The sequence below is a fragment of the Curtobacterium sp. VKM Ac-1395 genome (assembly GCF_015350975.1).
GTDB lineage: Bacteria > Actinomycetota > Actinomycetes > Actinomycetales > Microbacteriaceae > Curtobacterium.
The window spans coordinates 656,665-683,110 of record NZ_JADKRX010000001.1 but is presented as its reverse complement, the minus strand read 5'-3'; the positions used below and the strand labels follow the sequence as shown (position 1 = coordinate 683,110).

Below are 26,446 nucleotides of genomic sequence, written 5' to 3'. Positions count from 1 at the left end.
ACATTCCCGCTGGGGGTGCGGCTGTTGGTGCTGGTGCTGGTGCTGGTGCTGGTGCTGGTGCTGGTTCTGGTTCTGGTGCTGCCGCAGCTGCTGCGTCCGGGTCCGCGTGCTCAGCGGCGAGCTGGCGGGGCCGCCGGGTCCGTCGTCGGTGCCGCGTGGTGCAGACCGTCCGCCAGCCACACCACGGTGACCGTGAGCAGCACGCTCGCCGAGGACGCCATCCGACCGGCGACGAGCATCGCGTCGCGGTCACCCGAGGGGTCGGTCAGCGCGACCACGAACGCCGTCGCACCGACCGCGAGCGTCACCCCCGTCGCGATGAGCAGCAGCGCCGTCACGAGCTTGCGCGGGCCTCGGCGTCCGTCACGGTCCCCGCGGACGCCCAGGTCGACCCGCGGGCCGAGCCACCGGACGAGCCCGAGCCAGAACAGCGCCACCGCGCAGGCGCCGATGATGTCGCTCACCCGGTGCCACCCGTAGACCACGGTCTGGTTCGCCACGAACACGGCGTAGACCGTGCCGAGGACGAGCACGACCGGGCGGAAGCGTCGGGGTGTGACCATCAGCACCGCGAACGGCGCCGCCATCGCGATGGTCGCGTGTCCCGAGGGGAACGAGTTCGGCGTCGTCGACTGAGCGATCTCCGGGCGCACGGCGATACTCTTGACCAGGGTCGACGTCCCCGCCGAGGCGAGCACGACGACCCCCGCCGCCAGACCGACGGCGAGCCGCCTCCGTGCGAACGCGACGGCGGCGATCACGACCACGAGCAGCAGGATCACCGGGACCGAGATCACGTTGAGCGCGGTGTCCGACCCGAACAGGTCGGTCTCGCGCACACCGCCGAGCGCCGAGTCCTCCACCCGCTGCCCGAGCGGCGTCAGCACGGCGACCGCGTAGACGAGAGGCACGATCACGAACCCCAGAGCCGCGAGCACACCCCACCGGAGCCGTCGCGACACACTCGGCCCCCGAGCGTCGCGCGACCCCGGCACGTCGCGCTCGGGTGTCCGGATCACGGGGATCATCCTCCTCGGGGTGGTCGTCGCGGGTGTCGTCGCACGCCTGCTCGGCCTGCTCCGATTCGGTCGCTCGGGGTCGGACACGATACCGTTGGAGGGCCGGTCGAACCCTGGGAACCAGGGCACGCTCGGCGGGTTCCGCCAGGCTGACGCTCCTGCGCGGACGCCCCGGCAGGGTGACGTTCCTGCACGGGCGGCAAGCGCCACGACGACCATCGTGGCACCAGACGAGGAGACCGACGTGGCCATCAAGGAACCGAGCATCATCGCTTCGCCGAACCGTGCGCTCGCGCTGACGGCCGGCACCGTCCTGACCGTCTGGGGCATCCTCGGCTTCTTCTTCGCCCACGAGCGCGGTCACGCCTTCTTCGGCGACGTCGGCGGCCTGCTGTGGAACGCCTTCCAGGTGAACCCGGCGCTCGGTGCGGTCTGGACCCTGCTGGCGTTCGCGCTCTTCATCGTCGGGCTCGGCAACACCATCGGCTCGCGCAACGTGAACCTGGTCGTGGGCATCGTGCTCGTGGTCCTCGCGGTGTACGGCTTCGTCTTCTCCAGCACCTCGGCCAACGTCTTCGCGCTGAACACCCCGGACAACGTCTTCAACGCCATCGTCGGCGTGGTCCTGGTGCTCACCGCACTCGGTGCCGACAAGCAGAACATCAGCGCACTGCGGGCCGCTCAGGCCTGAGTCGCGCTGCGTCCGACGCCCGTCTGCCGTTTCGGCAGGCGGGCGTCGTCGTGTGTGGAGCGCCCCGGCCCGACTCGGAACGACACCGTCGCTGTCGTACGACGTCGACGGTGTCGCGCGGGCCGGGGACGCTGGCCAACCAGACCGCCCCGCCCGTCCCGCCCGACTCGGAACGACACCGTCGCTGTCGTACGACCTCGAGGTTGTCGCGCGGGCCGGGGACATCCGACGGCCATGTGCGCGCCCGACGCCGAACGACACCGTCGCTGTCGTACGACCTCGACGTTGTCGCACCATGCACACGCATGCGCCGACACCGCACCCGGCGAACGACTCGTGCGACGTCGCAGCATGCGCACGCACCACATCCGTCGGCATGATCCGACACGACGGACGTCGAACGACATGTGCCGCGTCGCACGATGCGGACGCATGCAGCCGCGGGCCCTGGACCCGGCCACCCACCGGACGGGAGGCTCGGTGCCAGGCCGCCACGGGCCTCCTGGCCGGTGGGCCGGGAGGCTCGGTGCAAGGCCGCCACGGGCCTCCTGGCCGGTGGGCGGTGCTGGGTCAGGCGTCGGGCTTCGGAGCGTCGGGCTTGGGGGCGTCAGGCTTCGGGGCTTCGAGCTGGGTGGCGACGATGCGCGGCGCCTCGGACATGAAGCGTCGGACGTCGAGGTCCACGATGATGTCCGACGGGCGCAACGGCCGCGACAGGAAGAGCCCGTCGAGCGAGGTCAGCCGCGAGAGCGCGACGTAGGTCTGGCCGGCGCTGAACACCCGGTTGCCGAGGTCGATCATCGCCCGGTCGTAGGTGCTGCCCTGCGACTTGTGGATCGTCACGGCCCAGGCCAGGCGCAGGGGGAACTGCTGGAACTCCCCGACGGTGTCCTTCTTGAGCTCCTTCTTGTCGGCGTCGTAGGAGTACCTGAACTTCTCCCAGACCGAGGGCTGGACCTCGAAGGACTCCCCGTCGACGTCGACCCACACGGTGTCGCGGATGGTCTGCACGACACCGAGCGTGCCGTTCACCCAGCGCTGGTCCGGGTCGTTGCGGAGGAACATCACGTGGGCCCCGGGCTTGAGCTCGAGGGCCTCGTCCGCGGGGAAGTTCCGGCCACCGAAGTCGCCGTTGACGTCGGCCTTGGCGGTCTTCGTCTTGCCCGGGAGCCGGTCGAGCGCCGCCTTGTTGATCTTGGCCACGGTGTCGTTCCGCGTCGCCAGGGTGATGGCGTCGTCGGGTGCCGGGCGTGCGCCGGCCTCGTTCAGGCGGTTCGCGATGTCCGCGGTGACCCGGCCGTGGCGGACCGCCGTGAGCATCGCGGCGAAGGCGTCGTCGCGCTGGCGGTGCACGGTGGCGAGCTCGATGATGTGGAGCTCGGCCTCGAGCCAGACACGGGCGTCGAAGAACCACAGCGACCGGTAGTGGTCGGTGAAGTACGCGCGTTCATCGGCGTCGCCCGGCACCGGCGGCAGCTGGTACGGGTCGCCGAACATGACGACCTGGACGCCGCCGAAGGCCTCGAACTGCCGCCCGCGGGCCTTGCGCAGCGAGCGGTCGATGGCGTCGAGCAGGTCTGCGTTGACCATCGAGACCTCGTCGATCACCAGGGTGTCCATGGTGTTCAGCAGCTTGCGGGTCTCCGGGCCCTGGCGGAGGTCGGCGTCGGCGATGAGACCGATCGGCAGCCGGAAGAGCGAGTGGATGGTCTGACCGCCGACGTTGAGCGCAGCGACACCCGTCGGGGCGCAGATGACGACCTGCTTGTCGGTGTTCCAGGCCAGGTGGTTGAGCAGGGTCGACTTGCCCGTCCCCGCGCGGCCGGTGATGAAGACGTGGTCACGGGTGGACTCGATGTACTCGAAGACGGCGCGCTGTTCGGTGCTGAGTTCGACGCTCACCGGGGAGCCGTCCCGTCGTCGAGCCCGTCGGCGGTGGTCGCGCGGACGGCGACCGGGTCGGGCACGGACGCGGGCAGTCCGGACACGGGCATGCCGGACGCCGGCAGTCCGGACGCCGGCGCGCTCGTCGCACGGCGCCGGAGCTGCACGAGTCCGACGACGACCACGGCGATGACCAGCAGCACGCCGACCACGACGAGCACCACGCCCGCTCGCGCCTGGTCGACCAGCGGGTCCGGCCCCCAGGTGCGACCCATCGCGCCGAACCACGACGCCTGCAGCAGCCCGAGCGGCCCCTGCATCGCGATGCCGAGCGACACCGTGCCGGCAGCGACCACCACGGCACCGACGACCCGTACCAGGAACGCCGGCAGCGACGCTCGACGGGCTCCGGCAGCGACCGGGGTGAACAGCGTCGGCAGGGCGAGCAGTCCGACGAGCAGGAAGACGACGTCGATGACCGTCCGGCCGATCGGGTCGCCGGTGGACCACCGCACGGCCTGGGTGCCGTAGAACGCCCACCAGACGGCGGCCAGCAGCACGAACGCCGGGAAGGGCTGCACGAGGTAGCGCACGGCGGCGTTGTCCACGAGCACGCCGGTCCACTCGCGGACGCCGGTGCTGTCGTCGTCGCGGGGCAGGACCGCCGCCCGGATCAGCTGCACGGGCGCGGCCGCCCACACCAGCGCGGGGACGACGAGGCCGAGCAGCACGTGTGCGCCGACGTTCGCGGAGATGAGGAACCGGTCGTACTCGTGGAGGGACCCGGAGGTCGCCACGACCAGGCTGACGACGGCGAGCACCGCGGCGACGGACCGACGTGCCGGCCAGGACACCCCGCGGCGACGGAGCCGGATGACCCCCGCGGCGTACGTCGCCACGACGAGCACGGCGGCCATCAGCCAGAACAGGTCGACGTTCCAATGCGTGAGCCATCCCCAGGCGCCGGGAGCGTGGGGCAGCGGGTCGTCGGTGAGGAGCTCGGCGGGTGACGGGTCCGCCGTCTTGCTCGGGGCGATCTGCGAGACCGGGGGCGCCGTCCGGCCGAGCGCGGCCGCGAACCCGGAGGCCACGCCCATCACGGCGAGCTCCAGCACGATCAGCGTCCAGAACGGACGGTGCCGTGCGGGTGTCGCGGCGAGGGCGACCACGGTGCGGCGGCGCTGCACGGCCCCGAGGACGCCGAGTGCCACGATCGCCCCGATCTTCACCAGGACCAGGGCGCCGTACGGGCTGAACAGGTTCGACAGCGCACCGACGCGGATCTGCGCCGAAGCCACACCGGAGACGGCGACGAGCACGAAGCACCCGAGCGCGATGCTGGAGTACCGACCGACGACCGCGGCGAGACGGCCCTGGGTCACGACCCCGCGGACCAGCACGAGCATGACGATGCCACCGATCCAGAGCGCGGCGCCGACGAGGTGCAGGCCGAGCGCGGTGACGGCGGCGTCGTGGCTGGCGGTCCCCGCTGCGTGTCCCTGCTGCGCGAGCGGCACCAGGCCGATCATCGCGACGCCCGCGGTCAGCGCCACCATGCCCCGGGACCGCACGGCGAAGCAGAGCACCGTGACGGCGGCCGCGACGAGCACGGTCACGAGCCACGCGAGGCCGAGGTCGGTGCCGGTGAGGAACACGCCCATCGACTGACCGAACTGGTCGTCGAGGCTGACCCGCGACCCGGCGACGCTCAGGAACGTGAGGAAGGTCGTGACGGCCGACGCGACCGTCCACACACCGGCGGAGGCAGCTGCGACGTCGATCGCGCGGTTCCACTCGGGGGCGGTGCGTGAGAGCCCGACCGTCGCGAGGGCGAGGCCGCCGATGACCGTCGCTGCCGCCAGGTCGACGAGGACCCGCGCGATCGGGAGGCCGAACCGGACGACGGGGCCGGGGTCGGCGATGAGTGCGGGATCCGCTCCCCCGCCGATGACGAGGGCGACGAGGACGGACACGAACGCGACGAGCACCAGCACGGCTGGGCCGCTGATGCGCGCGATCCGGTTCACCCGTCAAGCCTAGGCGGTGCCCACCCCCGGCAGCACCCGCGGACACCGACCTGTGGAGACCCGTCCGCACGACGACGACGGGGACGACCGGAGCCGCCCCCACGACGACGACGGGGACGACCGGAGCCGCCCCCACGAACGACGACGGGGACGGCCGAAGCCGTCCCCGTCGTGCGTCGAACAGTCCTACTTGACCGCAGCCTTGAGCTTCGAGCCGGCGCTGACCTTGACCGAGTCGCTCGCGGCGATCTCGATGGCGTCACCCGTCTGCGGGTTGCGGCCGGTGCGGGCGGCACGGTGCGTCTTCTCGAAGGCGATCCAACCGGGGATCGTGACCTTCGTGCCGTCGGCGACGGAGCCCGAGACGACGCTGAAGAGCGCGTCGACGACGCCGTTGACGGTGGCCTGGCTCTGGCCGGACTCGGCGGCGACAGCAGCGACGAGCTCGGTGCGGTTCAGTGACTTGTCAGCCATTGGGTGTCCTCCTCGGACTTCTTGCGTATCGGTCGGACGCACGTGGCGCCCGGTGCCCTTGGCGGTTGCCCCGGGCTTCGGACCAGCGGGCCGAGGGCCCGGCGGAACCGGAGTTGAACCTACCAGCCGGGTGCAGCGAATCCTGCCGACTCGCCCGGATTTCCGGGCTTGTCAGGCGTCTGGAGCGACAGATGTGGCCAATGTGACGACCTTGTCCCCCGAATGCGACGAACGCGAACGCAACGAACGCCCCGCCACCGGTGAGGGTGACGGGGCGTTCGTGGAGTGCGTGCTTACCAGGAGCTCTTCGTGATGCCCGGCAGCTCGCCACGGTGCGCCATGTCGCGGAAGCGGACACGGCTGATGCCGAACTGCGTCAGGTGGCCGCGGGGGCGGCCGTCGATGGCGTCGCGGTTGCGGTAGCGCACCGGCGATGCGTCGCGGGGGAGCTTCTGCAGCCCCACGCGAGCGGCCTCACGCGACTCGTCCGTGCCGTTCGGGTCCACGAGGGCCTTCTTCAGCTCGAGACGACGCTCGGCGTAGCGCGCGATGATGACTGCACGCTGGTTGTTCTTCGCGATCATGCTCTTCTTCGCCATGCTTAGCGCTCCTCACGGAAGTCGACGTGCTTGCGGACCACCGGGTCGTACTTCTTCAGCACGAGACGGTCCGGGTTGTTGCGACGGTTCTTCTTGGTCACGTAGGTGAAACCAGTGCCCGCCGTCGAGCGGAGCTTGATGATCGGACGGACGTCCTGACCCTTCTTCGCCATCAGATCTTCTCCCCGCGTGCGAGGACGTCCTTGACGACGGACTCGATGCCGCGAGCGTCAATGACCTTGATGCCCTTCGCGCTGAGCGTGAGGGTGACCTTCCGCCGGAGCGAGGGCACGTAGTACGTCTTCTTCTGCACGTTCGGGTCGAAGCGACGCTTCGTCCGACGGTGCGAGTGCGAGATGTTGTGTCCGAAGCCGGGAACGGCGCCGGTCACCTGGCACACTGCTGCCATGGTTTCCTCCTGATGCATACCGTGCGTCCGATCGGACGCACCCAAGGTCACTTGCCTGGCACACACACGCGCAGGCCACCGGGAGGTGACGTCACGAGGGGGTTGTGTGTGCCGCCCAGTCCGACCGCGAGGGCCGGAACCACGCGACCGCGGCGTTCGCGACGGTCGGAGGGCTGAACAACGGGACCGCGCGAGCGCGGACCAGCCACCAACACTACGCGAGCGCCGGGCGTGTCGCAACCGCGCCCACGCCGAGCCCGACCGCGAACACGGCCGCGGCCACGAACACGGGCCCGACCGCGAAGACGGCCACGAACACGGCCACGAGAACCAGCACCAGCACCAGCACCACGCTCACCCCGGCAACGACGTCGGCGGCAGCATCGTGTACCGCTCCTGCCGGATCCAGTACATCCCCGTCCGCCGCCGTTCCTCCCGCGTCGCGAACCGGTACCGGAACACCCGGGCCCGCACCGCCAGGGGCCGACCTCCGGCGAACGGGTCGTGCCGCAGGAGCCGCAGGGTCGGCGCATCCGCCTCGAGCAACCGCACGACGAACACCCGGAACCACCGCTCCTCCATCCCGAGCGCCAGGAACCACATCAACCAGTCGAGCCGCAGGTGGTACGGCGCGAACTGGCCGGGCCGACGCCGTGGATCGCCCGGCTTCCCCCGGAACTCGTACGCGCGCCACTCCCCGTCCTCGTCGAGCCCCTCGACGATCACCTCGTCGCGCTGCTGCGTCACGCTGCCGAACGCCCCGTAGGCGTTGACGAGGTGCCACCGGTTGAACGACGCGTTCATCAGCTGGCGTCGGGACACCAGGTTCCGCGCGGCCGGCACGGACAACCAGAGCAGCAGGAGGCCGACGAGCACGGTCAGCACGACGAACCAGGGCGGCGTCGCCGTCGGACCGGCGTCCGCGACCGGCGCGAGGAACGGCAGGACGGCGGTCACCGACCGGTCGTCGACCGCCGCGAACGCCAGCACGAGCGTGATCCAGTTCAACCACGCGAAGTTCCCCGACACCACGAGCCACAGCTGCGTGACGAGCACGAGCGCCGCGGCGACCGAGGCGACCGGCTGCGGAGCGAACAGGAGGAACGGCACGACGAGCTGCACCACGTGGGACGCCGCCGTCTCGAACCGGTGCACCGGGCGCGGCAGCAGGTGGGCGGTCCGCGACACCGGGTTCGGCATCGGCTGCGTCTCGTGGTGGTAGTACAGCGCGGTCAGGTCGCGCCAGGACCGGTCGCCACGCATCTTGATCATGCCGGCGCCGAACTCCAGTCGGAAGACCAGCCACCGCAGGGCGATCAGCACCACGATCGGGGGCGCGACCCGGTCCGACCCGAGGAACGCCACCGTGAACAGGGACTCGACGAGCAACGACTCCCACCCGAAGGCGTAGAAGGTCTGGCCGACGTCGGAGATCGACAGGTACGCGAGCCAGAGCAGCAGGAAGCAGACCGTCGGCACCCACGCGGGTCCGAGTTGCGGCACCCCGACGACGACCGCGAACGCGAGGACGGCTCCTCCGACGGCGAGGGTCCGCAGGCGTGCGTCGGTGTACCGCACCCACCGCCACACCACGGGCAGGGTCCGTGCGAACGGGCGCTCCATGAACCGGGGCACCGGCAGCAGGCCCCGCTCGCCGAGCAGCGCCGGGAACTGCAGCGCCGCCGACACGAAGGCCAGACACGCGATCGCCGCCACCCCGCGCTGCAGCACGAAGCGGGCGACGTCGTAGTCCGCCGCGCCGGCCCAGCTCGTCCACGTGTCGAGTCCCACGGGCCGTCACCGTACGCGGGGCACTCCGGACGTGGACACGACCTGTCCGGCGCGGCCCGGTGCAGACCGGCCTGGAGGCGCGACCCGCCCCCGCCACGCAGCCACCGCCCTGCTGGCGACCGGTGAGCGACCGCACCCGCGTCCGCGACGCGAGCCGGGCCTCCTGTCCGGAGCCCGTGGCCGGAGCGCGCCTACGGCCCGTCGGTCGGCTTCGGTGCCAATGCCCGCACGATCAGGTCCCCGAGCGCCACCGGCGCCGTGAACATCGGCCAGTGGCCGGTGTCGAGCCCGACGATCGAGAGCTCCTCTGTCGCGACGAGCTCCGCGGCCCAGGTCTGGTGGTCAGCGACCATCGCCGCCAGGTCGGCCGGCGAGATCTCACACGTGATGACGGTGGCCGGGACCGTGTGCCGTGCGGCGTCCTCGTAGTGGAAGGGGTCGCTCGGGACCGCTGCCGGCTCCGGGACCGCCCGGTGCTCGAACGCGGTCCGGAGCTCCGCCGTCATCCCGCGGACGGTCGCCGGCTCCCAGAAGTCCCATGCCGGCAGCGGCACGCCGCCGTCCACGACCGGGAGTTCGTCGTTGACGCAGCCGCCCTCGGGCCCCGGGAACGTGTCGACGTACACCAGGTGCTGGACGAGGGACGGCCTCCGGTCGAGGGCCATGTACGCGATCGGACCGGCGCCGGAGTGCCCGACGAGTGCGACCGGTTCCTCCGGCGTGGCCACGTCGTCGAGGCGTTCGACCAGCGCGGCGACCTGCTCGTCGAGGGTGTCACCGTCGCGGGTGAGGGCCTCGACCGAGTGGCCAGCCTCGCGCAGGACCGGCACGACCTCGTCCCAGGCGTCCGCCTCGAGCCAGAACCCCGGCACCATGATCACGTGCATGCGCCGGACCCTACGCGCCCGCGCGGGCAGCGGTGCAGGAGGCGCACTCGCCGAAGATGTCGACGACGTGGCTGGCGTTCGTGAAGCCGTGTTCGGCCGCCACACGCTGTGCCCACTGTTCGACCGGGTCGGCCTGGATCTCGACGGTCCGACCGCAGTTCCGGCAGATGAGGTGGTGGTGGTGCTTGTCCGTGGTGCACGCGCGGTAGAGCGACTCGCCGTCCTGCTGCAGCGAGTCCGCATCACCGTCGGTGGCCAGGTCGGCCAGCGCCCGGTAGACGGTCGCGAGCCCGATCGTCGAACCGCCCTCGCGCAGGTGGGCGTGCAGCGCCTGGGCGCTGACGAAGCCCTCCGACCCGTCGAGCGCGCCGCGCACCGCTTCGCGCTGCCAGGTGTTGCGCTTCGGCTTCGGCGTCACGCCGGGGTTCTGGACGGCGTTCATGCGCGGACCTCCTGTGGTGCATCGGTGCCGGTCTGGAGGCTCGGTGTGCCCCCGTCGTGCTCGTCGCGGACCGCGACCCGGTCGCGTCCGCGGCGTTCCTTCCGCGCACCGACGATGCGGCACACGACCCAGATGGCGAACGAGATCGAGGTCACGTACGGACTGATCGGCAGCCCGCCACCGAGTGCCAGCAGGATGCCACCGACGACCGACACGACCGCGAACAGCATCGACAGCAGCGGGACCAGCAGCGGGTGCACGGTGAGCCGCAGCGCCGCGGCCGCCGGTGTCACGAGCAGCGAGAGCACGAGGAGCGCGCCGACGATCTGCACGGAGACGGCCGTCGCGAGGCCGAGGGTCAGCATGAACACGAGGGCGAGCGTCCGGACGGGCACCCCGGCTGCTGCGGCGACGTCGGGGTCGACGGACGCGAACATCAGCGGGCGCCAGATGACGATGAGCGTGACGACGACGATCGCGCTGACGACGATCAGGAAGGTCAGCTGCGGGTTGTCGACGGAGACGATCTGCCCGGTGAGCAGACCGAACTTGTTCGCCGCGCGGCCCTTGTAGAGCGCCAGGCAGAGGATGCCGAGGCCGAGCCCGAAGGGCATCAGCACGGCGATGATCGAGTTGCGGTCGCGGGCCCGTGAGCCGAGCAGGCCGATGAGCAGCGCCGCGACCACCGACCCGACGAGCGAGCCCGTCACCACGTTGACCCCGAGCAGCAGGGACGCGCTCGCACCCGCGAAGGACAGCTCGCTGATGCCGTGCACCGCGAACGGCATGTTCCGCGCGACGACGAACGGGCCGATCAGCCCGCCGACGATGCCGAGCACCGCGCCCGCGAGGATCGAGTTCTGCACGAGCACGAGGAGCTCGCCGTAGTCCTGGAACGAGAAGACCGTCGACCAGACGTCCATCAGATGCGCCCTTCGTCCGGTGCCGCGGCGTTCGGGTCGACGTCGTGGTGGTGGTGGTGTTCGCCGGTGTGGTCGTGGGTGTCGTTCGCGCCGACGATCACGATGCGGCCCATGGTCCGGACGACGTCGACGGGGGTGCCGTACAGGTCCGAGAGCACGTCGGCGCGCAGAACCTCGTCCGGCGACCCGATGCGGAACCGACCGCCCGCGATGTAGAGGACCCGGTCGACGACGTCGAGGATCGGGTTCACGTCGTGCGTGACGAACAGCACGGCCGCGCCCTGCTGCCGACGCTGCCGGTCGATGAGCTCGGTGACGCCGCGCTGGTGCCGGAGGTCGAGCGAGATGAGCGGCTCGTCGCAGAGCAGCAGGGCGGGGTCGGCGGCGATGGCCTGCCCGACACGGGTGCGCTGCTGCTCACCGCCGGACAGCTCGGACACCGGGGCGTCCGCGAACGCCGTCGCCCCCACCTCGTCCACGATGCGGTCGATGCGCTCGCGCTCGGCCTTCCGCTCGGGCCGGACGCCCCACCGGTGCCCGGTGACGCCCTGCGCGATCATGTCCCGCGCGCGCAGCGGGGTGCCGGACTCCATCAGGCGCTGCTGCGGGATGTACCCGATGCGTCGGTGCCCGCGCCGGACCGGCTGCCCGAGGAACGCCATCGACCCGCTGGTCAACCGCTGCTGCCCGAGGACCGTGCGCAGGAGCGAGGTCTTGCCGGCGCCGTTCGGCCCGAGCACGGCCAGGAACTCCCCCGGCGCGACGTCGAGGTCGAGTCCGCTCCACAGCTTCCGTGTGCCGTACGACAGGCCCGCGTCACGGAGCGCGAGCACGGCGGAGCCGCCACTGCGCTCGGCAGTGGCGGCTCGCGTCGGTTCCTGGACCGTCGTCACTTCGTCAGTGCCGCCTGCACCGCGTCGATGTTCGCCTGCTGCCACGAGACGTAATCCTCCCCCTTCGGGAGCGTCTCCGTGACACCGACCACCGGAACGTCGGCGCGCTTGGCGGCCTTCTCGACCTGTTCGGTCTCCGGGCTCGAGGTCTGCTCGTTGTACGCGAGCAGCTTCGCCTTCCCGCCCGAGAACAGCTTGATGGTGTCGTTGAGCGCGGCCGGCGGGACGTCGTCGCCCTCCTCGATCGCCTCGGAGAAGTCCGGCGGCGTGACGTTGTCGAGGCCCATCGCGTCGAACAGGTACCCGGGCACCGGCTCGGTGTACGCGACCTGCTCCCCGCCGACGGTCTTCTTCACAGCGGCCGTCTGCGACTCGAGGTCCTGCAGCTTCGTGGTGAGCGCGTCGGCGTTCTTCGTGAACGTCGCCTCGTCGGCACGGTCGAGCTTCCCCAGGCGCTTCGCGACGTCCGCCACGAGCGTGACCATCGTCGGGTAGCTGTAGAACACGTGCTCGTTGAACTCCGCGGAGCCGCCCGTGTCGAGCCCCGACAGGTCCACCACGTTGATGGTGTCGGCCGTCGTGTTCGACGACTTCGCCAGCGTGGTCATGAAGTCGTCGTACCCGCCGCCGTTCTCGATGAGCAGGTCGGCCTTGGACACGGCGAGCTGCGTCGTCGCGCTCGACTCGAACGAGTGCGGGTCCTGCGACGGGTCGTTCAGGATGCTCGTGACCTGCACGTGGTCACCGCCGATCGTCTCGACGAGCGAGCCGTACACGTTGGTGGAGGCGACGACCCGGACGGTGCCGTCGTCGGACGCGTCCGAGGAGGCAGAGGACGTCGCGCACCCGGTCAGGGCGAGCGCAGCGGCGCCGACGACGAGCGGCAGGGCGAGGAGGCGGGAGTGCATGGTGACGACGCTAGCGCTTCGTGAGAACGATTGTCAAAACCGGTATCAGCAAGGTGAGGCCAGAACAGACGGGCGGCTCGGTGCCCGGGGCCCCCGCGCCTCCCGTCCGTGAAGGGGTCGCGTCGCGACTACGCCTTGGTGAGGTCGTCGACCGAGGCCGAGGCGATCTCGTCCTCCGGCTCGCGGCCGGGGGTCCCGAGGTTCCACTTCTTGATCACGAAACTGAACAAGAAGTAGTAGACCGCCGCGTACGCCAGGCCGATCGGGATGAGCCAGATCGCCCCCTGCGCCTTGCCGAAGTTCAACACGTAGTCGATGGCACCGGCCGAGAACGAGAAGCCGTCGTGGATGCCCAGGGCGTTGACGAGGGCGAGCGAGGTGCCCGTCAGCACGGCGTGGATCACGTACAGCGGCCAGGCGACGAACATGAACGAGTACTCGAGCGGCTCGGTGATGCCGGTGACGAACGAGGTCAGCGCAGCCGAGAGCATGATGCCGCCGACGAGCTTGCGCTGCGAGGGGCGGGCGTTGCGCCAGATCGCCAGGGCACCGGCGGGGAGCGCGAACATCATGATCGGGAAGAAGCCGGTCTGGAAGATGCCGGCCGTCGGGTCCCCCGCGAGGAAGCGCGCGATGTCACCGTGGTAGGTCACACCACCGGTGGTGAAGCTCCCGAGCTGGAACCACGGGAAGAAGTTCAGCAGCTGGTGCAGCCCGATCGGGATGAGCATGCGGTTGACGAACCCGAAGATGCCGCCACCGATGACCGGCTGCGCCGTGACCTGCTCGCCGACCCAGGTGAGCCCCTGGTCGAAGTAGCGGTACACGAAGGACATCAGCACCGCGATGATCAGTGCGGCGACGGCCGCCAGGATCGGGACGAGACGACGACCGGAGAAGAAGCCGAGGAAGTCGGGCATCTTCGTGCGGTGGAACCGGGTCCACAGGCCTGCCGAGACGAGACCCATGATGATGCCGCCGAGGACACCGAAGTTGATCGTCGCCTGGTTGCCGGACGAGTCCTTCACCCCTTCGAGGACGATCGGCGACATCGCCGCGAACACCTGGTACATGACCATGTAGCCGACGACCGCGGCGAGGGCCGTGGTGCCGTCGGACTTCTTGGCCCAGCCGATCGCGATGCCGACGGCGAAGAGCAGCGGCAGCCAGGTGAAGACACCGTTGCCGGCCGCGGCGACGATCGTGGCACCCTTCTCGAAGCCGGGGATCGCGCCGAGCATGTCGCTCTGGCCGAGACGGAGCAGGATGCCGGCCGCGGGCATGACCGCGATCGGGAGCAGCAGGCTCCGACCGAGTCGCTGCGCGTTCGCGAAGACCCTGCTCTGCTTCTTCGGCGTCTTCTTCTCCGGCACATCCGTGGTTGCAGCAGTGCTCATCGGAGGTCCTCTCGTCATCGGGTGGAGCTGGTCGGGGTGAGTTGAGTCGTGCAGCCGGCGCCGGTACTCTCAGCAGTGTCGCGAGGTCCGGTCCTGTCCGGTCATGACCAGTACGTAGTGTCGACGACCTGTGTACTGACTGTCAACCTGATCGCGAAGCCGTAACGAGGAGGAAACAGATGGCCGACATCAAGGCAGCCGACATCATCGCCGCACTCGGCGGAGCCGACAACATCGAAGAGGTCGAGGGCTGCATCACGCGCCTCCGCGTCGAGGTGGAGGACGGCGACCTCGTCGACAAGGACGCACTCAAGACCGCCGGCGCCCAGGCCGTCGTCGGTGGCGGCACCGGCTGGCAGGTCATCGTCGGCCCGATCGCCGACAACCTCGCGCAGGACATCCAGGACGAGCTGTGACGGCTGTCCGCACGCCGTTCGCCGGGCCGGTCGTCGCACTCGCCGACGTGCCGGACCCGGTGTTCGCCGGACAGCTCGTCGGTGCCGGGGTCGCGGTCGACCCGACGGGCGTCGACGGCACGGTCACCGCGGTGGCACCGGTCGACGGCACCATCGTCAAGCTCCACCCGCACGCCTTCGCGATGCACGGCTCGGCTGGCACGGACCTGCTCGTGCACGTCGGCATCGACACCGTGAAGATGGCCGGCGAGGGCTTCGAGCTCCTGGTCGCCGAGGGTGCCACCGTCGCCGCCGGGGACCCCGTCGTCCGGTTCACCCCCGCCACGATCACCGCCGCCGGCTACTCGCCGGTGTGCCCGGTCGTCGTGCTCGGCTCTGCCGCGGACTCCGTCGCGCAGGACGCCGTCGGCACGACCGTCGCCGAGGGCGACACGCTCTTCACGGTCTAGCGGCCGCCGGACGGCGGAGCGGTGTCTTCCGCTCGTCTGGCTGGCTGTCCGGTTCGGCGAAAGCGACATCGCGCGTCGGTCTGCGCGGCGCTTCTGCCCGGCCGGTGTCGCTCGATGTGGATGCATCGAGCGCGAGCGACACGATCGGTGCGGAAGCGGCGCGCGTCTGCACCGCCGATGTCGCTCCATGTGGGCGCACAGAAAGGCACGGACAGGCAGCCTCGGCGGGGGCCGGACGCAGGTGCACGCGGACCATGCGCACCAGGGGTCACGCGACCTGGGTGGCCGTGACCTCCATCTGCACGCGGTAGCGGTCGGACCGGTACCACGAGCGGGCGTGCTCCACGGGGCGGTCCCCTGCGTAGGACACCCGGTCGAACTCCAGCACGGGGGCGCCCGTCTTCGTCCCGAGCAGGGTCGCGACGTCGTCCGCCGCGGGTTTCGCCGCCACGGTCTGCTGTGCCCGGTCGATGGGCAGCCCGTACTCGTTCGCGACGATCGAGTACACCGACCCGGACAGGTCGTGCTCGAGCAGCCCGGGGAAGGCGTCCGCCGCGAGCCAGGCGTCGTCGATGGACACCGGGGCACCGTCGGCCATGCGCAGGCGCTTCAGGTGGTACGCCGTGTCGTGCTCGCCCAGCCGCAGGGCCGCGGCGGTGTCGGACGGGGGCACCCGTTCCTCGCGGATGAGCACCACGGTGGTGGGCACGTGCCCCATCGCCCGCATCTCCTCGGTGAACGAGGCCAGGTGCAGCGTCGACTGCACCGGGCGGTGAGCGACGAACGTGCCCTTGCCGCGGACCCGTTCGAGGTAGCCCTCGTTGACGAGCTGACCGAGGGCCTCGCGCACCGTGATCCGCGAGACGCCGTACTCGGCGATGAGCTGCCGCTCCGAGGGGATCGCCGCACCAGGAGCCAGGCGGACGGTCGCGAGCTCGAGCAGGATGCGCCGGAGCTGCTGGTGCTTCGGCTCGGCACCCTCGGTGATGCGGGTCGTCATCGGCTCCTCGTGCTCCATCGCGGTGGTTCGGTGACTGGTCATGGGCGGACATGACCAGTTGTTCTCAGACTACCGAGTCACCCTCCGTGCGTCGATGCCGCACCCCGTGAGTTCATCCGTCCGGCCGATGCCCGACGGCGGGCACTCCGCTTCGATGGGACGCATGACCGCGATCCGACTCGGCACCGTGGGGGCAGTGGTCCTCGTGACGACGCTCCTGCTGACGGTCGCGCGGGGGGACGCCTGCTGGGTCGCCGCACTCACACTCGTGCTGTGCGCCGCGGTCGCCGCGGTGATCGCCGGCCAGGCCCAGGACAGCGGCCGGATCGACTGACCGGCGGGATCAGGCGTTCGCGACGAGCCAGTCGACCTGCTCGGACGACAGCGCCCGGTCGGACCAGACCTGGCGCTCGACGCCCGCGGGGGTCGGCGCAGCGGTGGTGCCCTGCCACACGAGCGAGAGCCCGGCGCGCGCGAGCACCCGAGCGGACGCGGGGTTGTTCGTCAGGACCCGGCCCGTGACGGGGACGCCCGGGGCCGTGTCGCCGGCGGCCGTGACGGCAGCCTGGGCGATCTCGGTCGCGTAGCCCTTGCCCCAGGACTCGGGCGCGAGCCGGTAGCCGAGGTTCCAGACGCCACCGGCGGTCATGTCCACGCCACCGACACCGACGACGTCGCCGGTGTCGATCGAGCGTGCTGTCCACGACCCGAGGCCGTGCCGTGCTCGCCCACCGATCTTGCGCTGGACGAGGTCCTGCGTCATCGCCCGTGAGGTGTGCCGCCCGGAGGGCAGATGGGTCCACGTGCGGGCGTCCGAGAACACCGCGTGCACGGCGTCGACGTCGGACGGCGTGACCGGTGTGAGCACCAGGCGACCCGTTCGGATCTCCTGTGGGGGCATCAGGAGCTGGTGGAACATGTGATGATCATCGCCCCGACCGCCGACATCCGCGTGAACACCACGCGGACGATCGCAGACGACATCCGACCTGGCACCACCCTCGACACCGGCCAGCTCGCGCCGGGCATGGTGGTCGGCATGCGCTCCACGACGACGACCGGGCTCCTCCTCGCCGCGACACTGGCCCTGGCGGTGACCGGCTGCACCGCCGGTCCGACCGAGTCCCCCGCATCACCGCCACCCGACCGGCTGTCGTCGAACGCAGCCCCGACCGGCACGACGGCCCCGACGTCGGCGCCGTCCGCGGACCCCACGAGCACGGCGCCGACGGACACGGCCCCCACCCCGACCTGCGGTCCCACCGACGGCGCCACGGTGGTCGGAGCGGCCGTCGCACGCCTCGCGGCCCCGTCCGGGTTGCCCGATGCGCGGTGGGACGCCTCGGCCGCGCACGTCAACGGCTACGACGCGTGCCCCGCGCTGTCCTGGGCCGTCGTCCCCCTCGCCGAGGGCACGGCCAGCTCGCCGTACGCCGTGCTGCTCTTCCACCAGGGCACGTACCTCGGGACCGCCACGAAGGTCCAGTACCCGTTCGAGCCGCAGGTCGCGCGCTCCTCGGACGCCGCGATCGACGTCACCTACCGGTACGCGGCCGCGACGGACCCGAACGCGGCCCCGAGCGGCACGACGCGAGCGACCTACACGTGGGACACCGCCGCACAGCGGGTGGTCCTCACCGGCGACGTGCCCCCGACCCCGTAGGACGCCGCCGACGCGCGCGCGGACACCAGGCGTTGTTTCCCCCACCGCGCGCGATGGGGAGCGCTTTCGCGCGTTGCGGGTCGGAAGGAACGACCCCCCTCGCGCGAAACGACTCGCTGCGCACGGGAGGACCCGCGCCGCACGGGAGGACGCGCGGCGTCGACGCGCGAAGGGACCCGCTGCGCGCCGAACGACCCGACGCGACCAGCGGACCGCTAGTCGAGCAGGAGCGCCGGCTCCTCGATGACCGAGGCCACGTCGTGCACGAACCGCGACGCGACGTCGCCGTCCACCACGCGGTGGTCGAACGAGGCGCCGATCGTGGTCACCATGCGCGAGCGGACGTCGCCGTCGACGACCCACGGCTTCGGCTTGATCGTGCCCATGGCGACGATCGCGACCTGCCCCGGGTTGAGGATCGGCGTGCCGGTGTCCATCCCGAACACGCCGATGTTCGTCACGGTGATCGTGCCGTCGGCCATCTGCGCCGGGCTGGTCTTGCCGTCGCGGGCGGTGATGGTCATCTCCTCGAGGGCCTTGGCCAGCTCGAGCAGCGACATGTCCTGGGCGTCCTTGATGTTCGGCACGATCAACCCGCGCGGGGTCGCCGCCGCGATGCCGAGGTTGACGAAGTGGTGCACGATGATCTCGCGGTCGGTCCACGACGAGTTGACCGAGCGGTTGCGGCGGACGGCCCAGATCACGGCCTTCGCCATGATGAGCAGCGGCGAGACCTTGACGCCGGCGAACGTCGGCGACGCCTTGAGCCGCTTGACGAACTCCATCGTGCGGGTCGCGTCGACGTCGACGAACAGGGACACGTGCGGTGCGGTGAACGCCGACGTGGTCATCGCCGTCGCGATCGCCTTCCGCACGCCCTTCACCGGGATCGTCTCCTGGCGGACGTCACCCCACTCGGGCGTCTCGATGTTGCGGAAGACGCTGGCCTGCTGGGCGTGCCGGATCACGTCGTCGCGGGTGACCTCGCCGGACAGGCCGGTCGGCACCACGATGGCGAGGTCCACGTCGAGGTCCTTCGCCAGCTTCCGGATCGGCGGCTTCGCCATCACGGCGGGCATCGACGGCCGCGCGGGACGCTGTCCCTGCGCGGCGACGGCGTCGGCGGTGGTCGCCTCGCCCTCGTCGGTCACGACCAGGTCGGTCTCCCGACTGGAGGCTCGGTTCGCCTGGGCGGCAGCGGCTGCGGCCCGGCGGGCACCCGGCTTGCGACGGGAGGGCGCGCTGGTCGCGGAGCCGTACCCGACCAGGACGGCGCCGGAGGACTCGTCGGTGCCGACGACGGACGCGCCCTCGGCTGCGGGCAGCGAGGCCGGCATGCGGGACTCGGTGGGCGCGGGGGTGGCAGCGGGCGCGGGCGTCGGTGCTGTGGGGCGGGCGGGCGTCGCCGCTGCCGACGCGGGAACGGCCACGCGGGCGGGGACCGCGACGGGCGGGGCGGAGGCGACCGGGGCACTGGGCGCGACCACGGGCGAGACCGGGGCGGCGACGGGGGCGGGGCCTCCCCCCACCGGCACGGCCTGCCCGCCGCTGGCGCGTCGGTCAGGAACCGGCGGCGTGGGCCCAGGCTGCTCCGTGGGGGCGCCGACGGACGCACCGGACTCGACCCGGATGATCGGGCGGCCGACCTCGACGGTGTCGCCCTCGGCGACGAGCAGACCGGTCACCGTGCCCGCGAACGGGGACGGCAGCTCGACCAGCGACTTCGCGGTCTCGATCTCCACGAGGACCTGGTCGACGGCCACGGCGTCACCGATCGCGACGCGCCACTGGACGATCTCGGCCTCGTTGAGGCCTTCGCCCACGTCGGGGAGGGGGAATTCGGCGACGGCCACGTCGGCTCCTTCGGCGGTCGGTCGTGCGGTGGAGAGATGGTCCGGACGGACCGGGTCAGTAGGCGAGCGCGCGGTCCACGGCCTCGAGGACGCGGTCGGCGTCCGGGAGGTGGTGGTGCTCGAGCTTCGACTGCGGGAACGGGATGTCGAACCCGGACACCCGCAGCGGCGGCGCCTGCAGCGTGTAGAAGGCGCGCTCCGCGACGGTCGCGGCGATCTCGCTGCCGACGCTGACGAACTCGCTGGCTTCCTGCGCGACGACCAGCCGGCCGGTCTTGCGGACCGATGCGAGCAGCGGCTCCCAGTCGATCGGCGAGATCGAGCGGAGGTCGACGACCTCGCAGCTGGTGCCCTCGGCCTCGGCGATGTCGGCGGCCTGCATCAGGGTCGCGACCATGGCGCCGTGCCCGACGAGGGTGACCTCGGTGCCGGTGCGGGCGACGCGGGTGGTGTGCATCGGCACGTGGCCGTCGACCATGTCGACCTGGCCCTTCGGCCAGTAGCGCGACTTCGGCTCCATGAAGACGACCGGGTCGTTCGACGCAATGGCTTCCTGGATCATCCAGTAGGCGTCGTTCGGCGTGCTCGGGCTGACCACGCGGAGACCCGGGGTGTGCGCGAAGTACGCCTCGGGGCTCTCCTGGTGGTGCTCGATCGCGCCGATGTGGCCGCCGTAGGGGATGCGGATGACGACCGGGAGCGACATGTGCGCCGGCAGCCGGTTCGCCATCTTCGCGAGCTGCGAGGTGATCTGGTTGAACGCCGGCCAGACGAAGCCGTCGAACTGGATCTCGATGACCGGGCGGTAGCCGCGCAGGGCCATGCCGATCGCGGTGCCGACGATGCCCGACTCGGCGAGCGGGGTGTCCCGGACGCGCTCGGCGCCGAAGCGCTCCTGCAGGCCCTCGGTGATGCGGAAGACGCCGCCCAGCCGGCCGATGTCCTCGCCCATGAGCAGGACCTTGTCGTCGGCGGCCATCGCCGCGGCGAGCCCGGCGTTGAGCGCCTTGGCCATCGGGATGGTGGGGGTGGGGTCCGCGGGGACCTCGCCGGCGCCGGGGTGCGACCGGAGCGTGTAGTCGACGAGATGCTCGGTGGTGGTCATGCGGAGGCTCCTGCGTCCTGGGCGGACTCGTAGTCGTGCAGCCAGGCGCGCTGCTCGTCGATGCGCGGGTGCTGCTCGCGGTAGACGTTGTCGAACATGGCGTCCATCGGGGGTGCCTGCAGTGCCGACGTCTTCGCGCGGATGTCGGCGGCGATCTGCTCGCCCTCGGCCTCGAACTCCGCGAACTGGGCGTCGGTGGCGCCACGGCTGCGGAGGTAGGCCTCGGAGCGGGTGATCGGGTCACGGGCGACCCAGTCGGCGAGCTCGTCGTCGCCGCGGTAGCGCGTGGGGTCGTCGGAGCTCGTGTGGGCGCCGATGCGGTAGGTCTCGGCCTCGATGAACGCCGGGCCCTGGCCGCTGCGGGCGTGCTCGGTGGCGACCGCGCTCACCGCGTACGAGGCGAGGACGTCGTTGCCGTCGACCTTGACGCTCGGGATGCCGAAGCCGCGCGGGCGGTCGACGAGCGGGGTCGGGGACTGCACCGACACCGGCACGGAGATCGCCCAGTGGTTGTTCTGCAGGAAGAAGACGACCGGGGCCTTGTGGGACGCGGCGAAGACGTAGGCCTCGTTCACGTCGCCCTGGCTCGTGGCGCCGTCGCCGAAGTACACGATCGAGCACTCGTCGACGTCGGGGTCACCCGTGCCGACGACGCCGTCGAGCGCCTGCCCGATGGCGTAGCCCGTGGCGTGCAGGGTCTGCGCGCCGATGACGAGCGTGTAGACGTGCGTGTTGCCGCGGGCGTCCGGGTCCCAGTTGCCGTGGGCCTGGCCGCGGAAGAGCGAGATGATCTCCATCGGCTCCACCCCGCGCTGCAGGACGACGGCGTGCTCGCGGTAGGAGGGGAAGAGGTGGTCCTGGGGGCGGAGCGCGAAGGCCGAACCGACCTGGGCGGCTTCCTGCCCGTGACTCGGTGCCCACAGGCCGAGCTGCCCGGTGCGCTGCAGGTTGCCGGCAGCGTGGTCGAAGCGTCGGGTGAGCACCATCTGGCGGTGCATGGCGAGCAGCGTCTCGTCGGGGAGGGCCGTGGCGATCGCCGCGAATTCAGCGTTCTCGTCGGTCTCCACGAACCGGCCCTCGGTGTCGAGGAGCCGGACGATGGTCGTCGCGGGGGCCGCGGCGTGGAAGGACATGCGGGTCAGCGTAGCGGCCGGGCTGGGCCGGCCGTTGTGAGTCCCCCGACAAGTGAACGGGCCGTTTCGAGGAGCTTCCCGACAGCCTCGTGCTCGCCGATCGAGATGCGGAGCCCCTCGTTCCCGAAGGCCCGGACGATGATGCCCGCGTGCTCGAACTGCTCCGTGGCGTGGGCGGTGTGGTCCCCCGTCGGCAGCCACACGAAGTTGCCCTGGGCGTCCGGCACGTCCCAGCCCTGCGCGCGGAGCTCGGAGACGATGCGGTCGCGCCGTTCCGTCAGGTGCGTGACGCGTTCCAGCAGCTCGGACTCGCGCTCGAGGCTGGCCAGTGCGGCCGCCTGCCCCTGCGCGGTGACGGACAAGGGGATCGCGCACGCGCGCACGGCGTCGAGGACGTATGCCGGTCCGAGCGCGTACCCGACGCGCAGACCGGCCAGGCCGTACGCCTTCGAGAACGTCCGGAGGACGACGAGGTTCTGGTAGCGCTCCAGCAGCGGGACACCGCGGACGGCGTCGGGGTCGGTGACGAACTCGGCGTAGGCCTCGTCGAGCACCACCAGGACGGTCGCCGGCACCTGCGCCATGAACGCGTCGAACTCGGCCGCGGTGACGATCGGGCCGGTCGGGTTGTTCGGGGTGCACACGATCACCATGCGGGTGCGCTCGGTGACGGCGGCGGCCATGGCGTCGAGGTCGTGCCCGCCGTCGGCCCGGTTCGGCACCTGCACGCTCGTGGCGCCCGCGACGGTGACGACGCCGGGGTAGGCCTCGAACGACCGCCAGGCGTAGACGACCTCGTCGCCCGGGCCGGACGTGGCCTTCGCGAGCTCGTGCAGGATCGCGACGCTGCCCGGGGCCACGTGGACCTCGTCCACCGTCACGCCGAAGCGGTTCGCGAGGACGGCGCGGAGCGCGATCGCCGAGGCGTCCGGGTAGCGGTTGAACGCGGTCTGCGCCTGCACGGCCTCGACGACGCCGGGGAGCGGCGGGAAGGGGTTCTCGTTGCTGGACAGCTTGAAGGCGTCGGCAGCGGCCTGGCGTCCCTGCTTGTAGGCGGGGAGCACCGCGATCTCGGGGCGGATGTGCACGGGCTGATCGGTCACGACATCAGCCTACCGAGCGGCTACCAGGCATCATGGAAGCATGCGATTCCTCGTCCGCCTCGTCATCAACGCCGTCGCGCTCTGGCTCACCACGCTCATCGTCAGCGGTGTCTCCGTCACGCCCTTCGGCGAGGGCGGCACCGTCGAGACCGTGCTGACCTTCCTGCTCGTCGCGTTCGTCTTCGGGCTCGTCAACGCCGTCATCGGCACGCTGATCCGGATCGTGGCCTTCCCGATCTACATCCTGACCCTCGGGCTCATCTCCTTCGTGGTGAACGCGATCCTGCTGCTCATCGTCGCCGGGATCTCGACGAGCATCGGCTTCGGGCTCGAGGTCGACTCGTTCGGCTGGGGCATCGTCGGGGCCTTCGTGCTCGCCGTCTTCGCCTGGCTGATCGGTCTGGTCGCCCGCCCGGTGCTGAGCCGCCCCCGCGCTTGACAGGCCCCGGGCACGACGCCGTGCGCCATGATGAGCACATGACCACGGACGCCGGCGCCCCGTCGCCCTTCCGCGTCTCGTTCGTCTGCAGCGGCAACATCTGCCGGTCCCCGATGGCGGAGATCGTCTTCGCCCGGATCGTCGAGGACGCCGGCATGAGCGACCGCTTCCAGGTGCAGTCCGCCGGCACCGGTGACTGGCACGTCGGCGAACCGGCGGACGAGCGGACGATCGCAGCACTCGCGGCGCGCGGATACGATGGCAGCAGGCATCGCGCCCGTCAGTTCGACCCGGACCGGTTCCCGGACCTCGACCTGGTGGTCGCACTCGACCGTTCCCACGAGCGCATCCTGCGGTCGTGGGCGCCGACCATGGACGACGCCGCCAAGGTGACGCTCCTGCTGCGGTACGACGACTCCTGGCCGGAACAGGCCGACGTGCCGGACCCGTACTACGCGGACCGACACGAGTTCGACCGGGTCCTGTCCACGGTCGAACGGGCGTGCCGCGCACTCTTCCACCAGATCGAACCGGCAGTCCGCCAGGGAGCACCATGACCCCCCTTCCCCCGCAGCCGATCAGCCCCCTCGACGGGCGGTACTACCCGGTCGTGCACACGGTGGGTGAGCACCTGTCCGAGGCGGGCCTCAACCGTGCGCGCGTCTCCGTCGAGGTCGAGTGGCTGATCTTCCTCACCGACCACGCGATGTTCACCACGTCCCCGCTCAGCGTCGACGACAAGGCCGCCCTCCGCGCCGTCGTCACCGACTTCGGGCAGGCGGAGATCGCCGAACTCGCCGAGATCGAGGCCACGACCCGGCACGACGTCAAGGCGGTCGAGTACTTCGTCCGTCGCCGGCTGTCGGAGCTCGGCCTGGACGCCATCGCCGAGCTGACGCACTTCGCGTGCACGAGCGAGGACGTCAACAACCTCTCCTACGCGCTCACCATCAAGGACGCCGTCGCCCAGGTCTGGTTGCCGGGCTTCCGCGCCGTCATCGCACGCCTGCGGGACCTGGCGCTCGAGCTGCGGAGCGTCCCGATGCTCTCCCACACCCACGGGCAGCCCGCCACCCCGACCACGCTCGGCAAGGAGCTCGCGGTGGTCGTCTACCGCCTCGAGCGCGTGCTGGCGCAGGTCGAGGGCGGCGAGTACCTCGGCAAGTTCTCCGGCGCGACGGGCACCTTCTCGGCGCACCTCGCCGCCGATCCCGAGGCCGACTGGCCCACGCTGTCGCGCGAGTTCGTCGAGGGCCTCGGCCTGACGTGGAACCCGCTCACGACGCAGATCGAGTCGCACGACTGGCAGGCGGAGCTCTACGACCGCGTCCGGCACGCCAACCGCATCCTGCACAACCTGGCGACCGACGTGTGGACCTACATCTCGATGGGGTACTTCACGCAGATCCCGGTCGCCGGGGCCACCGGGTCGTCGACGATGCCGCACAAGATCAACCCGATCCGGTTCGAGAACGCCGAGGCGAACCTCGAGATCTCGTCCGCGCTGTTCTCCACGCTGTCGGAGACGCTCGTCACGAGCCGTCTGCAGCGCGACCTGACCGACTCCACGACGCAGCGCAACGTCGGCGTCGCGTTCGGGCACTCGCTGCTCGCGCTCGACAACCTGCGGCGCGGGCTCGGCGAGATCGCGGCGAACCACGAGCGCCTGGCCGCCGACCTCGACGGCAACTGGGAGGTGCTCGGCGAGGCGATCCAGACGGTCATCCGCGCCGAGGTCACCGCCGGGCAGTCCGACATCGAGGACCCGTACGCGATGCTCAAGGAGCTCACACGGGGCAAGCGCGTCAGCCAGCAGGACCTCGTCGCGTTCGTCAACGGCCTGGACATCTCGGACGGCGCGAAGGCCCGGCTGACGAACCTCACGCCGGGGACCTACACGGGCCTGGCAGACGAGCTGGTCGACCACCTCGACGTCTGAGGACGGCGGCGGGACCGGTGACCCTCCGGACAGGAGGCTCGTCCCGGCCCCGTCGGGGACGTCACCGGCTCAGGTGGTGACGTCCAGGGCGGTGGCGACCAGGGCCTCCAGGACGGTGCGGACCACGGGGCGGACGGCACGGTCCGGTCGGACGAGCGCCTCGATGCGGCGTCCCGCGCGGACGTCCGCGAGCTCCGCCAGCTGGAAGCGCCCCGGTGCCCGCGTGCGCGACGTGTACCGGGGGACGAGTGCGATCCCGTGGCCCGCCGCCACCAGGTTCTCGATGACGGGCAGGTGGATCGTGCGGAACGCGACGGACGGCGGGGTGTCCCGAGCAGCGGCCATGGCGGTCAACACGCGGTCGATCGGGTAGTCGCGCGGCACGCCGATCCACGTCTCGTCGACGACGTCGTCGATGCCCACGCGGGCACGGTCGGCGAGCCGGTGCCCCTCGGGCAGGGCGACGTCGAGCGGTTCCCGGAGCAGCGGGACGGTCTCGAGGGCCTGCCGGTGCGGCGGGGACGACCCGTCCGGGCGGTGCCCCACCACCACGTCGTGGTCGGCGGTGAGCGGGGCGAAGCCGTCCTCGCTGACGTCGACGTCGGAGAGCACCAGGTCGATCGCGGGGTGCTCCCGCATCCGGTCGAGCAGACCCGGCAGCAGCAGCTCGGCGGCCGACGGGAAGATCGCCAGGTCGACGACGCCCGACGCTCCCCCGAGGTGCTCCTGCCAGGCAGCGTCGACGGTGGCGACCGCGGTGGCCACCACCCCGGCCAGCCCCGCGAGCACCTGACCGTGCTCGGTGAGCCGGACCCCGCGGCCGACGCGTTCGACGAGCGGGACGCCGACCTGGCGCTGGAGGGTCTGCAGCTGCTGCGACACCGCGCTCGGGGTGCGGTGGGTGGCCGCGGCGACGGCGGTGACGGACCCGCGCTCGTCGAGCTCCCGGAGGACGGGGAGCAGCGTGACGTCGAAGCCGACCATGCAGGGACCCTACAACGT

The 26,446-nt window shown here is 71.2% G+C and carries 30 protein-coding genes; 8 read left to right on the top strand and 22 right to left on the bottom strand.

Annotated features, from left to right (window positions below; translation table 11 throughout):
- Positions 1–110 precede the first annotated feature (110 nt).
- Positions 111–1,019 (bottom strand): phosphatase PAP2 family protein, encoded by a 909-nt coding sequence (locus tag ITJ68_RS03480; RefSeq protein WP_194659921.1) that lies wholly within the window; start codon positions 1,017–1,019, stop codon positions 111–113.
- Positions 1,020–1,263: 244 nt separating this feature from the next.
- Here ITJ68_RS03480 and ITJ68_RS03475 point away from each other — a divergent pair, with 244 nt between their 5' ends.
- Positions 1,264–1,710 (top strand): DUF4383 domain-containing protein, encoded by a 447-nt coding sequence (locus tag ITJ68_RS03475; RefSeq protein WP_194629242.1) that lies wholly within the window; start codon positions 1,264–1,266, stop codon positions 1,708–1,710.
- 570 nt (positions 1,711–2,280) lie between these two features.
- Here the strand turns inward: ITJ68_RS03475 and ITJ68_RS03470 are convergent.
- The 14 genes from ITJ68_RS03470 to ITJ68_RS03405 form a co-directional block, all read right to left on the bottom strand.
- Positions 2,281–3,612: an ATP-dependent DNA helicase gene (locus tag ITJ68_RS03470; RefSeq protein ID WP_194659920.1), complete on the bottom strand. Its 1,332-nt coding sequence runs from the start codon at positions 3,610–3,612 to the stop codon at positions 2,281–2,283.
- A complete protein-coding gene (locus tag ITJ68_RS03465; RefSeq protein WP_194659919.1) occupies positions 3,609–5,621 on the bottom strand; it encodes a cytochrome c oxidase assembly protein in 2,013 nt (670 codons plus the stop codon). The genes ITJ68_RS03470 and ITJ68_RS03465 overlap by 4 nt, the downstream gene beginning before the upstream one ends.
- A gap of 186 nt (positions 5,622–5,807) precedes the next feature.
- The gene (locus tag ITJ68_RS03460) at positions 5,808–6,095 is read right to left on the bottom strand and encodes an HU family DNA-binding protein (RefSeq protein ID WP_056123550.1); all 288 of its coding nucleotides are present in this window, start codon (positions 6,093–6,095) and stop codon (positions 5,808–5,810) included.
- 293 nt (positions 6,096–6,388) lie between these two features.
- A complete protein-coding gene (rpsN, locus tag ITJ68_RS03455; RefSeq protein ID WP_071279555.1) occupies positions 6,389–6,694 on the bottom strand; it encodes a 30S ribosomal protein S14 in 306 nt (101 codons plus the stop codon).
- Positions 6,695–6,696: 2 nt separating this feature from the next.
- Positions 6,697–6,867 carry a 50S ribosomal protein L33 gene (rpmG, locus tag ITJ68_RS03450; protein WP_056123557.1) on the bottom strand — a complete coding sequence of 57 codons (171 nt, stop codon included), beginning with the start codon at positions 6,865–6,867 and terminating at the stop codon, positions 6,697–6,699.
- Positions 6,867–7,103: a 50S ribosomal protein L28 gene (gene rpmB, locus ITJ68_RS03445; RefSeq protein WP_071279553.1), complete on the bottom strand. Its 237-nt coding sequence runs from the start codon at positions 7,101–7,103 to the stop codon at positions 6,867–6,869. The genes rpmG and rpmB overlap by 1 nt, the downstream gene beginning before the upstream one ends.
- A 214-nt stretch (positions 7,104–7,317) precedes the next feature.
- The gene (locus ITJ68_RS03440) at positions 7,318–7,461 is read right to left on the bottom strand and encodes a hypothetical protein (protein ID WP_194659918.1); all 144 of its coding nucleotides are present in this window, start codon (positions 7,459–7,461) and stop codon (positions 7,318–7,320) included.
- Positions 7,458–8,894 (bottom strand): lipase maturation factor family protein, encoded by a 1,437-nt coding sequence (locus ITJ68_RS03435; RefSeq protein WP_194659917.1) that lies wholly within the window; start codon positions 8,892–8,894, stop codon positions 7,458–7,460. The genes ITJ68_RS03440 and ITJ68_RS03435 overlap by 4 nt, the downstream gene beginning before the upstream one ends.
- Before the next feature lie 191 nt (positions 8,895–9,085).
- Positions 9,086–9,781 (bottom strand): alpha/beta fold hydrolase, encoded by a 696-nt coding sequence (locus ITJ68_RS03430; RefSeq protein ID WP_194659916.1) that lies wholly within the window; start codon positions 9,779–9,781, stop codon positions 9,086–9,088.
- A 10-nt stretch (positions 9,782–9,791) separates the two neighbouring features.
- Positions 9,792–10,223, bottom strand: a complete 432-nt coding sequence (locus ITJ68_RS03425; RefSeq protein ID WP_194659915.1) for a Fur family transcriptional regulator — start codon at positions 10,221–10,223, stop codon at positions 9,792–9,794.
- On the bottom strand, positions 10,220–11,146 hold the full coding sequence (locus tag ITJ68_RS03420) for a metal ABC transporter permease (RefSeq protein WP_228504450.1): 927 nt from the start codon (positions 11,144–11,146) through the stop codon (positions 10,220–10,222). Before ITJ68_RS03420 ends, ITJ68_RS03425 begins: the two co-directional genes overlap by 4 nt.
- Positions 11,146–12,039, bottom strand: a complete 894-nt coding sequence (locus ITJ68_RS03415; RefSeq protein WP_194659914.1) for a metal ABC transporter ATP-binding protein — start codon at positions 12,037–12,039, stop codon at positions 11,146–11,148. The genes ITJ68_RS03420 and ITJ68_RS03415 overlap by 1 nt, the downstream gene beginning before the upstream one ends.
- Positions 12,036–12,947 carry a metal ABC transporter solute-binding protein, Zn/Mn family gene (locus ITJ68_RS03410; RefSeq protein WP_194659913.1) on the bottom strand — a complete coding sequence of 304 codons (912 nt, stop codon included), beginning with the start codon at positions 12,945–12,947 and terminating at the stop codon, positions 12,036–12,038. Before ITJ68_RS03410 ends, ITJ68_RS03415 begins: the two co-directional genes overlap by 4 nt.
- 128 nt (positions 12,948–13,075) lie before the next feature.
- Entirely contained in the window at positions 13,076–14,344 is a 1,269-nt protein-coding gene (locus tag ITJ68_RS03405; RefSeq protein WP_194659912.1) for a PTS transporter subunit EIIC, read from the bottom strand.
- 179 nt (positions 14,345–14,523) lie between these two features.
- Between ITJ68_RS03405 and ITJ68_RS03400 the strand changes: the two genes are divergently transcribed.
- Positions 14,524–14,760: a PTS transporter subunit EIIB gene (locus tag ITJ68_RS03400; RefSeq protein ID WP_071279534.1), complete on the top strand. Its 237-nt coding sequence runs from the start codon at positions 14,524–14,526 to the stop codon at positions 14,758–14,760.
- Entirely contained in the window at positions 14,757–15,209 is a 453-nt protein-coding gene (locus ITJ68_RS03395) for a PTS sugar transporter subunit IIA (protein ID WP_194659911.1), read from the top strand. Before ITJ68_RS03400 ends, ITJ68_RS03395 begins: the two co-directional genes overlap by 4 nt.
- A 268-nt stretch (positions 15,210–15,477) precedes the next feature.
- Here the strand turns inward: ITJ68_RS03395 and ITJ68_RS03390 are convergent, their stop codons facing one another.
- Positions 15,478–16,251: a GntR family transcriptional regulator gene (locus tag ITJ68_RS03390; protein WP_228504449.1), complete on the bottom strand. Its 774-nt coding sequence runs from the start codon at positions 16,249–16,251 to the stop codon at positions 15,478–15,480.
- A 121-nt stretch (positions 16,252–16,372) separates the two neighbouring features.
- On the opposite strand from ITJ68_RS03390, the gene ITJ68_RS03385 reads away from it, so the two are divergent.
- Positions 16,373–16,543, top strand: coding sequence for a hypothetical protein (locus ITJ68_RS03385; protein ID WP_194659910.1), 171 nt, complete (start codon positions 16,373–16,375; stop codon positions 16,541–16,543).
- A gap of 9 nt (positions 16,544–16,552) precedes the next feature.
- Here the strand turns inward: ITJ68_RS03385 and ITJ68_RS03380 are convergent, their stop codons facing one another.
- Positions 16,553–17,128: a GNAT family N-acetyltransferase gene (locus ITJ68_RS03380; RefSeq protein ID WP_194659909.1), complete on the bottom strand. Its 576-nt coding sequence runs from the start codon at positions 17,126–17,128 to the stop codon at positions 16,553–16,555.
- Positions 17,129–17,131: 3 nt separating this feature from the next.
- Between ITJ68_RS03380 and ITJ68_RS03375 the strand changes: the two genes are divergently transcribed.
- A complete protein-coding gene (locus tag ITJ68_RS03375) occupies positions 17,132–17,872 on the top strand; it encodes an LppP/LprE family lipoprotein (RefSeq protein ID WP_194659908.1) in 741 nt (246 codons plus the stop codon).
- 215 nt (positions 17,873–18,087) lie between these two features.
- Here ITJ68_RS03375 and ITJ68_RS19470 read toward each other — a convergent pair whose 3' ends face one another.
- From ITJ68_RS19470 to ITJ68_RS03355, 4 genes are all read right to left on the bottom strand, one after another.
- Positions 18,088–19,725: a dihydrolipoamide acetyltransferase family protein gene (locus tag ITJ68_RS19470; RefSeq protein WP_194659907.1), complete on the bottom strand. Its 1,638-nt coding sequence runs from the start codon at positions 19,723–19,725 to the stop codon at positions 18,088–18,090.
- A 55-nt stretch (positions 19,726–19,780) separates the two neighbouring features.
- A complete protein-coding gene (locus ITJ68_RS03365; protein WP_194660179.1) occupies positions 19,781–20,740 on the bottom strand; it encodes an alpha-ketoacid dehydrogenase subunit beta in 960 nt (319 codons plus the stop codon).
- A gap of 86 nt (positions 20,741–20,826) precedes the next feature.
- Entirely contained in the window at positions 20,827–21,963 is a 1,137-nt protein-coding gene (locus ITJ68_RS03360; RefSeq protein WP_194659906.1) for a thiamine pyrophosphate-dependent dehydrogenase E1 component subunit alpha, read from the bottom strand.
- A 5-nt stretch (positions 21,964–21,968) separates the two neighbouring features.
- Positions 21,969–23,066 carry a histidinol-phosphate transaminase gene (locus tag ITJ68_RS03355; RefSeq protein ID WP_194659905.1) on the bottom strand — a complete coding sequence of 366 codons (1,098 nt, stop codon included), beginning with the start codon at positions 23,064–23,066 and terminating at the stop codon, positions 21,969–21,971.
- Positions 23,067–23,106: 40 nt separating this feature from the next.
- Between ITJ68_RS03355 and ITJ68_RS03350 the strand changes: the two genes are divergently transcribed.
- The 3 genes from ITJ68_RS03350 to purB are packed head-to-tail and all read left to right on the top strand — an operon-like array spanning position 23,107 to position 25,444.
- On the top strand, positions 23,107–23,505 hold the full coding sequence (locus ITJ68_RS03350) for a phage holin family protein (protein WP_194659904.1): 399 nt from the start codon (positions 23,107–23,109) through the stop codon (positions 23,503–23,505).
- 38 nt (positions 23,506–23,543) lie between these two features.
- Positions 23,544–24,062 (top strand): low molecular weight protein-tyrosine-phosphatase, encoded by a 519-nt coding sequence (locus tag ITJ68_RS03345; RefSeq protein ID WP_194659903.1) that lies wholly within the window; start codon positions 23,544–23,546, stop codon positions 24,060–24,062.
- Positions 24,059–25,444, top strand: a complete 1,386-nt coding sequence (purB, locus tag ITJ68_RS03340) for an adenylosuccinate lyase (protein WP_194659902.1) — start codon at positions 24,059–24,061, stop codon at positions 25,442–25,444. The genes ITJ68_RS03345 and purB overlap by 4 nt, the downstream gene beginning before the upstream one ends.
- Positions 25,445–25,513: 69 nt before the next feature.
- On the opposite strand, the gene ITJ68_RS03335 is transcribed toward purB, so the two are convergent.
- A complete protein-coding gene (locus ITJ68_RS03335) occupies positions 25,514–26,428 on the bottom strand; it encodes a LysR family transcriptional regulator (RefSeq protein ID WP_194659901.1) in 915 nt (304 codons plus the stop codon).
- Between the last annotated feature and the right edge of the window lie 18 nt (positions 26,429–26,446).

Bases quoted from the DNA above. Each gene is read 5' to 3' on its own strand.
- ITJ68_RS03460 (WP_056123550.1), bottom strand. From the start codon at position 6,095: ATGGCTGACAAGTCACTGAACCGCACCGAGCTCGTCGCTGCTGTCGCC.
- rpsN (WP_071279555.1), bottom strand. From the start codon at position 6,694: ATGGCGAAGAAGAGCATGATCGCGAAGAACAACCAGCGTGCAGTCATC.
- rpmG (WP_056123557.1), bottom strand. From the start codon at position 6,867: ATGGCGAAGAAGGGTCAGGACGTCCGTCCGATCATCAAGCTCCGCTCG.
- rpmB (WP_071279553.1), bottom strand. From the start codon at position 7,103: ATGGCAGCAGTGTGCCAGGTGACCGGCGCCGTTCCCGGCTTCGGACAC.
- ITJ68_RS03430 (WP_194659916.1), bottom strand. From the start codon at position 9,781: ATGCACGTGATCATGGTGCCGGGGTTCTGGCTCGAGGCGGACGCCTGG.
- ITJ68_RS03425 (WP_194659915.1), bottom strand. From the start codon at position 10,223: ATGAACGCCGTCCAGAACCCCGGCGTGACGCCGAAGCCGAAGCGCAAC.
- ITJ68_RS03420 (WP_228504450.1), bottom strand. From the start codon at position 11,146: ATGGACGTCTGGTCGACGGTCTTCTCGTTCCAGGACTACGGCGAGCTC.
- ITJ68_RS03410 (WP_194659913.1), bottom strand. From the start codon at position 12,947: ATGCACTCCCGCCTCCTCGCCCTGCCGCTCGTCGTCGGCGCCGCTGCG.
- ITJ68_RS03405 (WP_194659912.1), bottom strand. From the start codon at position 14,344: ATGAGCACTGCTGCAACCACGGATGTGCCGGAGAAGAAGACGCCGAAG.
- ITJ68_RS03400 (WP_071279534.1), top strand. From the start codon at position 14,524: ATGGCCGACATCAAGGCAGCCGACATCATCGCCGCACTCGGCGGAGCC.
- ITJ68_RS03390 (WP_228504449.1), bottom strand. From the start codon at position 16,251: ATGACCAGTCACCGAACCACCGCGATGGAGCACGAGGAGCCGATGACG.
- ITJ68_RS03385 (WP_194659910.1), top strand. From the start codon at position 16,373: ATGACCGCGATCCGACTCGGCACCGTGGGGGCAGTGGTCCTCGTGACG.
- ITJ68_RS03380 (WP_194659909.1), bottom strand. From the start codon at position 17,128: ATGTTCCACCAGCTCCTGATGCCCCCACAGGAGATCCGAACGGGTCGC.
- ITJ68_RS03375 (WP_194659908.1), top strand. From the start codon at position 17,132: ATGATCATCGCCCCGACCGCCGACATCCGCGTGAACACCACGCGGACG.
- ITJ68_RS03365 (WP_194660179.1), bottom strand. From the start codon at position 20,740: ATGGCCAAGGCGCTCAACGCCGGGCTCGCCGCGGCGATGGCCGCCGAC.
- ITJ68_RS03360 (WP_194659906.1), bottom strand. From the start codon at position 21,963: ATGTCCTTCCACGCCGCGGCCCCCGCGACGACCATCGTCCGGCTCCTC.
- ITJ68_RS03350 (WP_194659904.1), top strand. From the start codon at position 23,107: ATGCGATTCCTCGTCCGCCTCGTCATCAACGCCGTCGCGCTCTGGCTC.
- ITJ68_RS03345 (WP_194659903.1), top strand. From the start codon at position 23,544: ATGACCACGGACGCCGGCGCCCCGTCGCCCTTCCGCGTCTCGTTCGTC.
- purB (WP_194659902.1), top strand. From the start codon at position 24,059: ATGACCCCCCTTCCCCCGCAGCCGATCAGCCCCCTCGACGGGCGGTAC.
- ITJ68_RS03335 (WP_194659901.1), bottom strand. From the start codon at position 26,428: ATGGTCGGCTTCGACGTCACGCTGCTCCCCGTCCTCCGGGAGCTCGAC.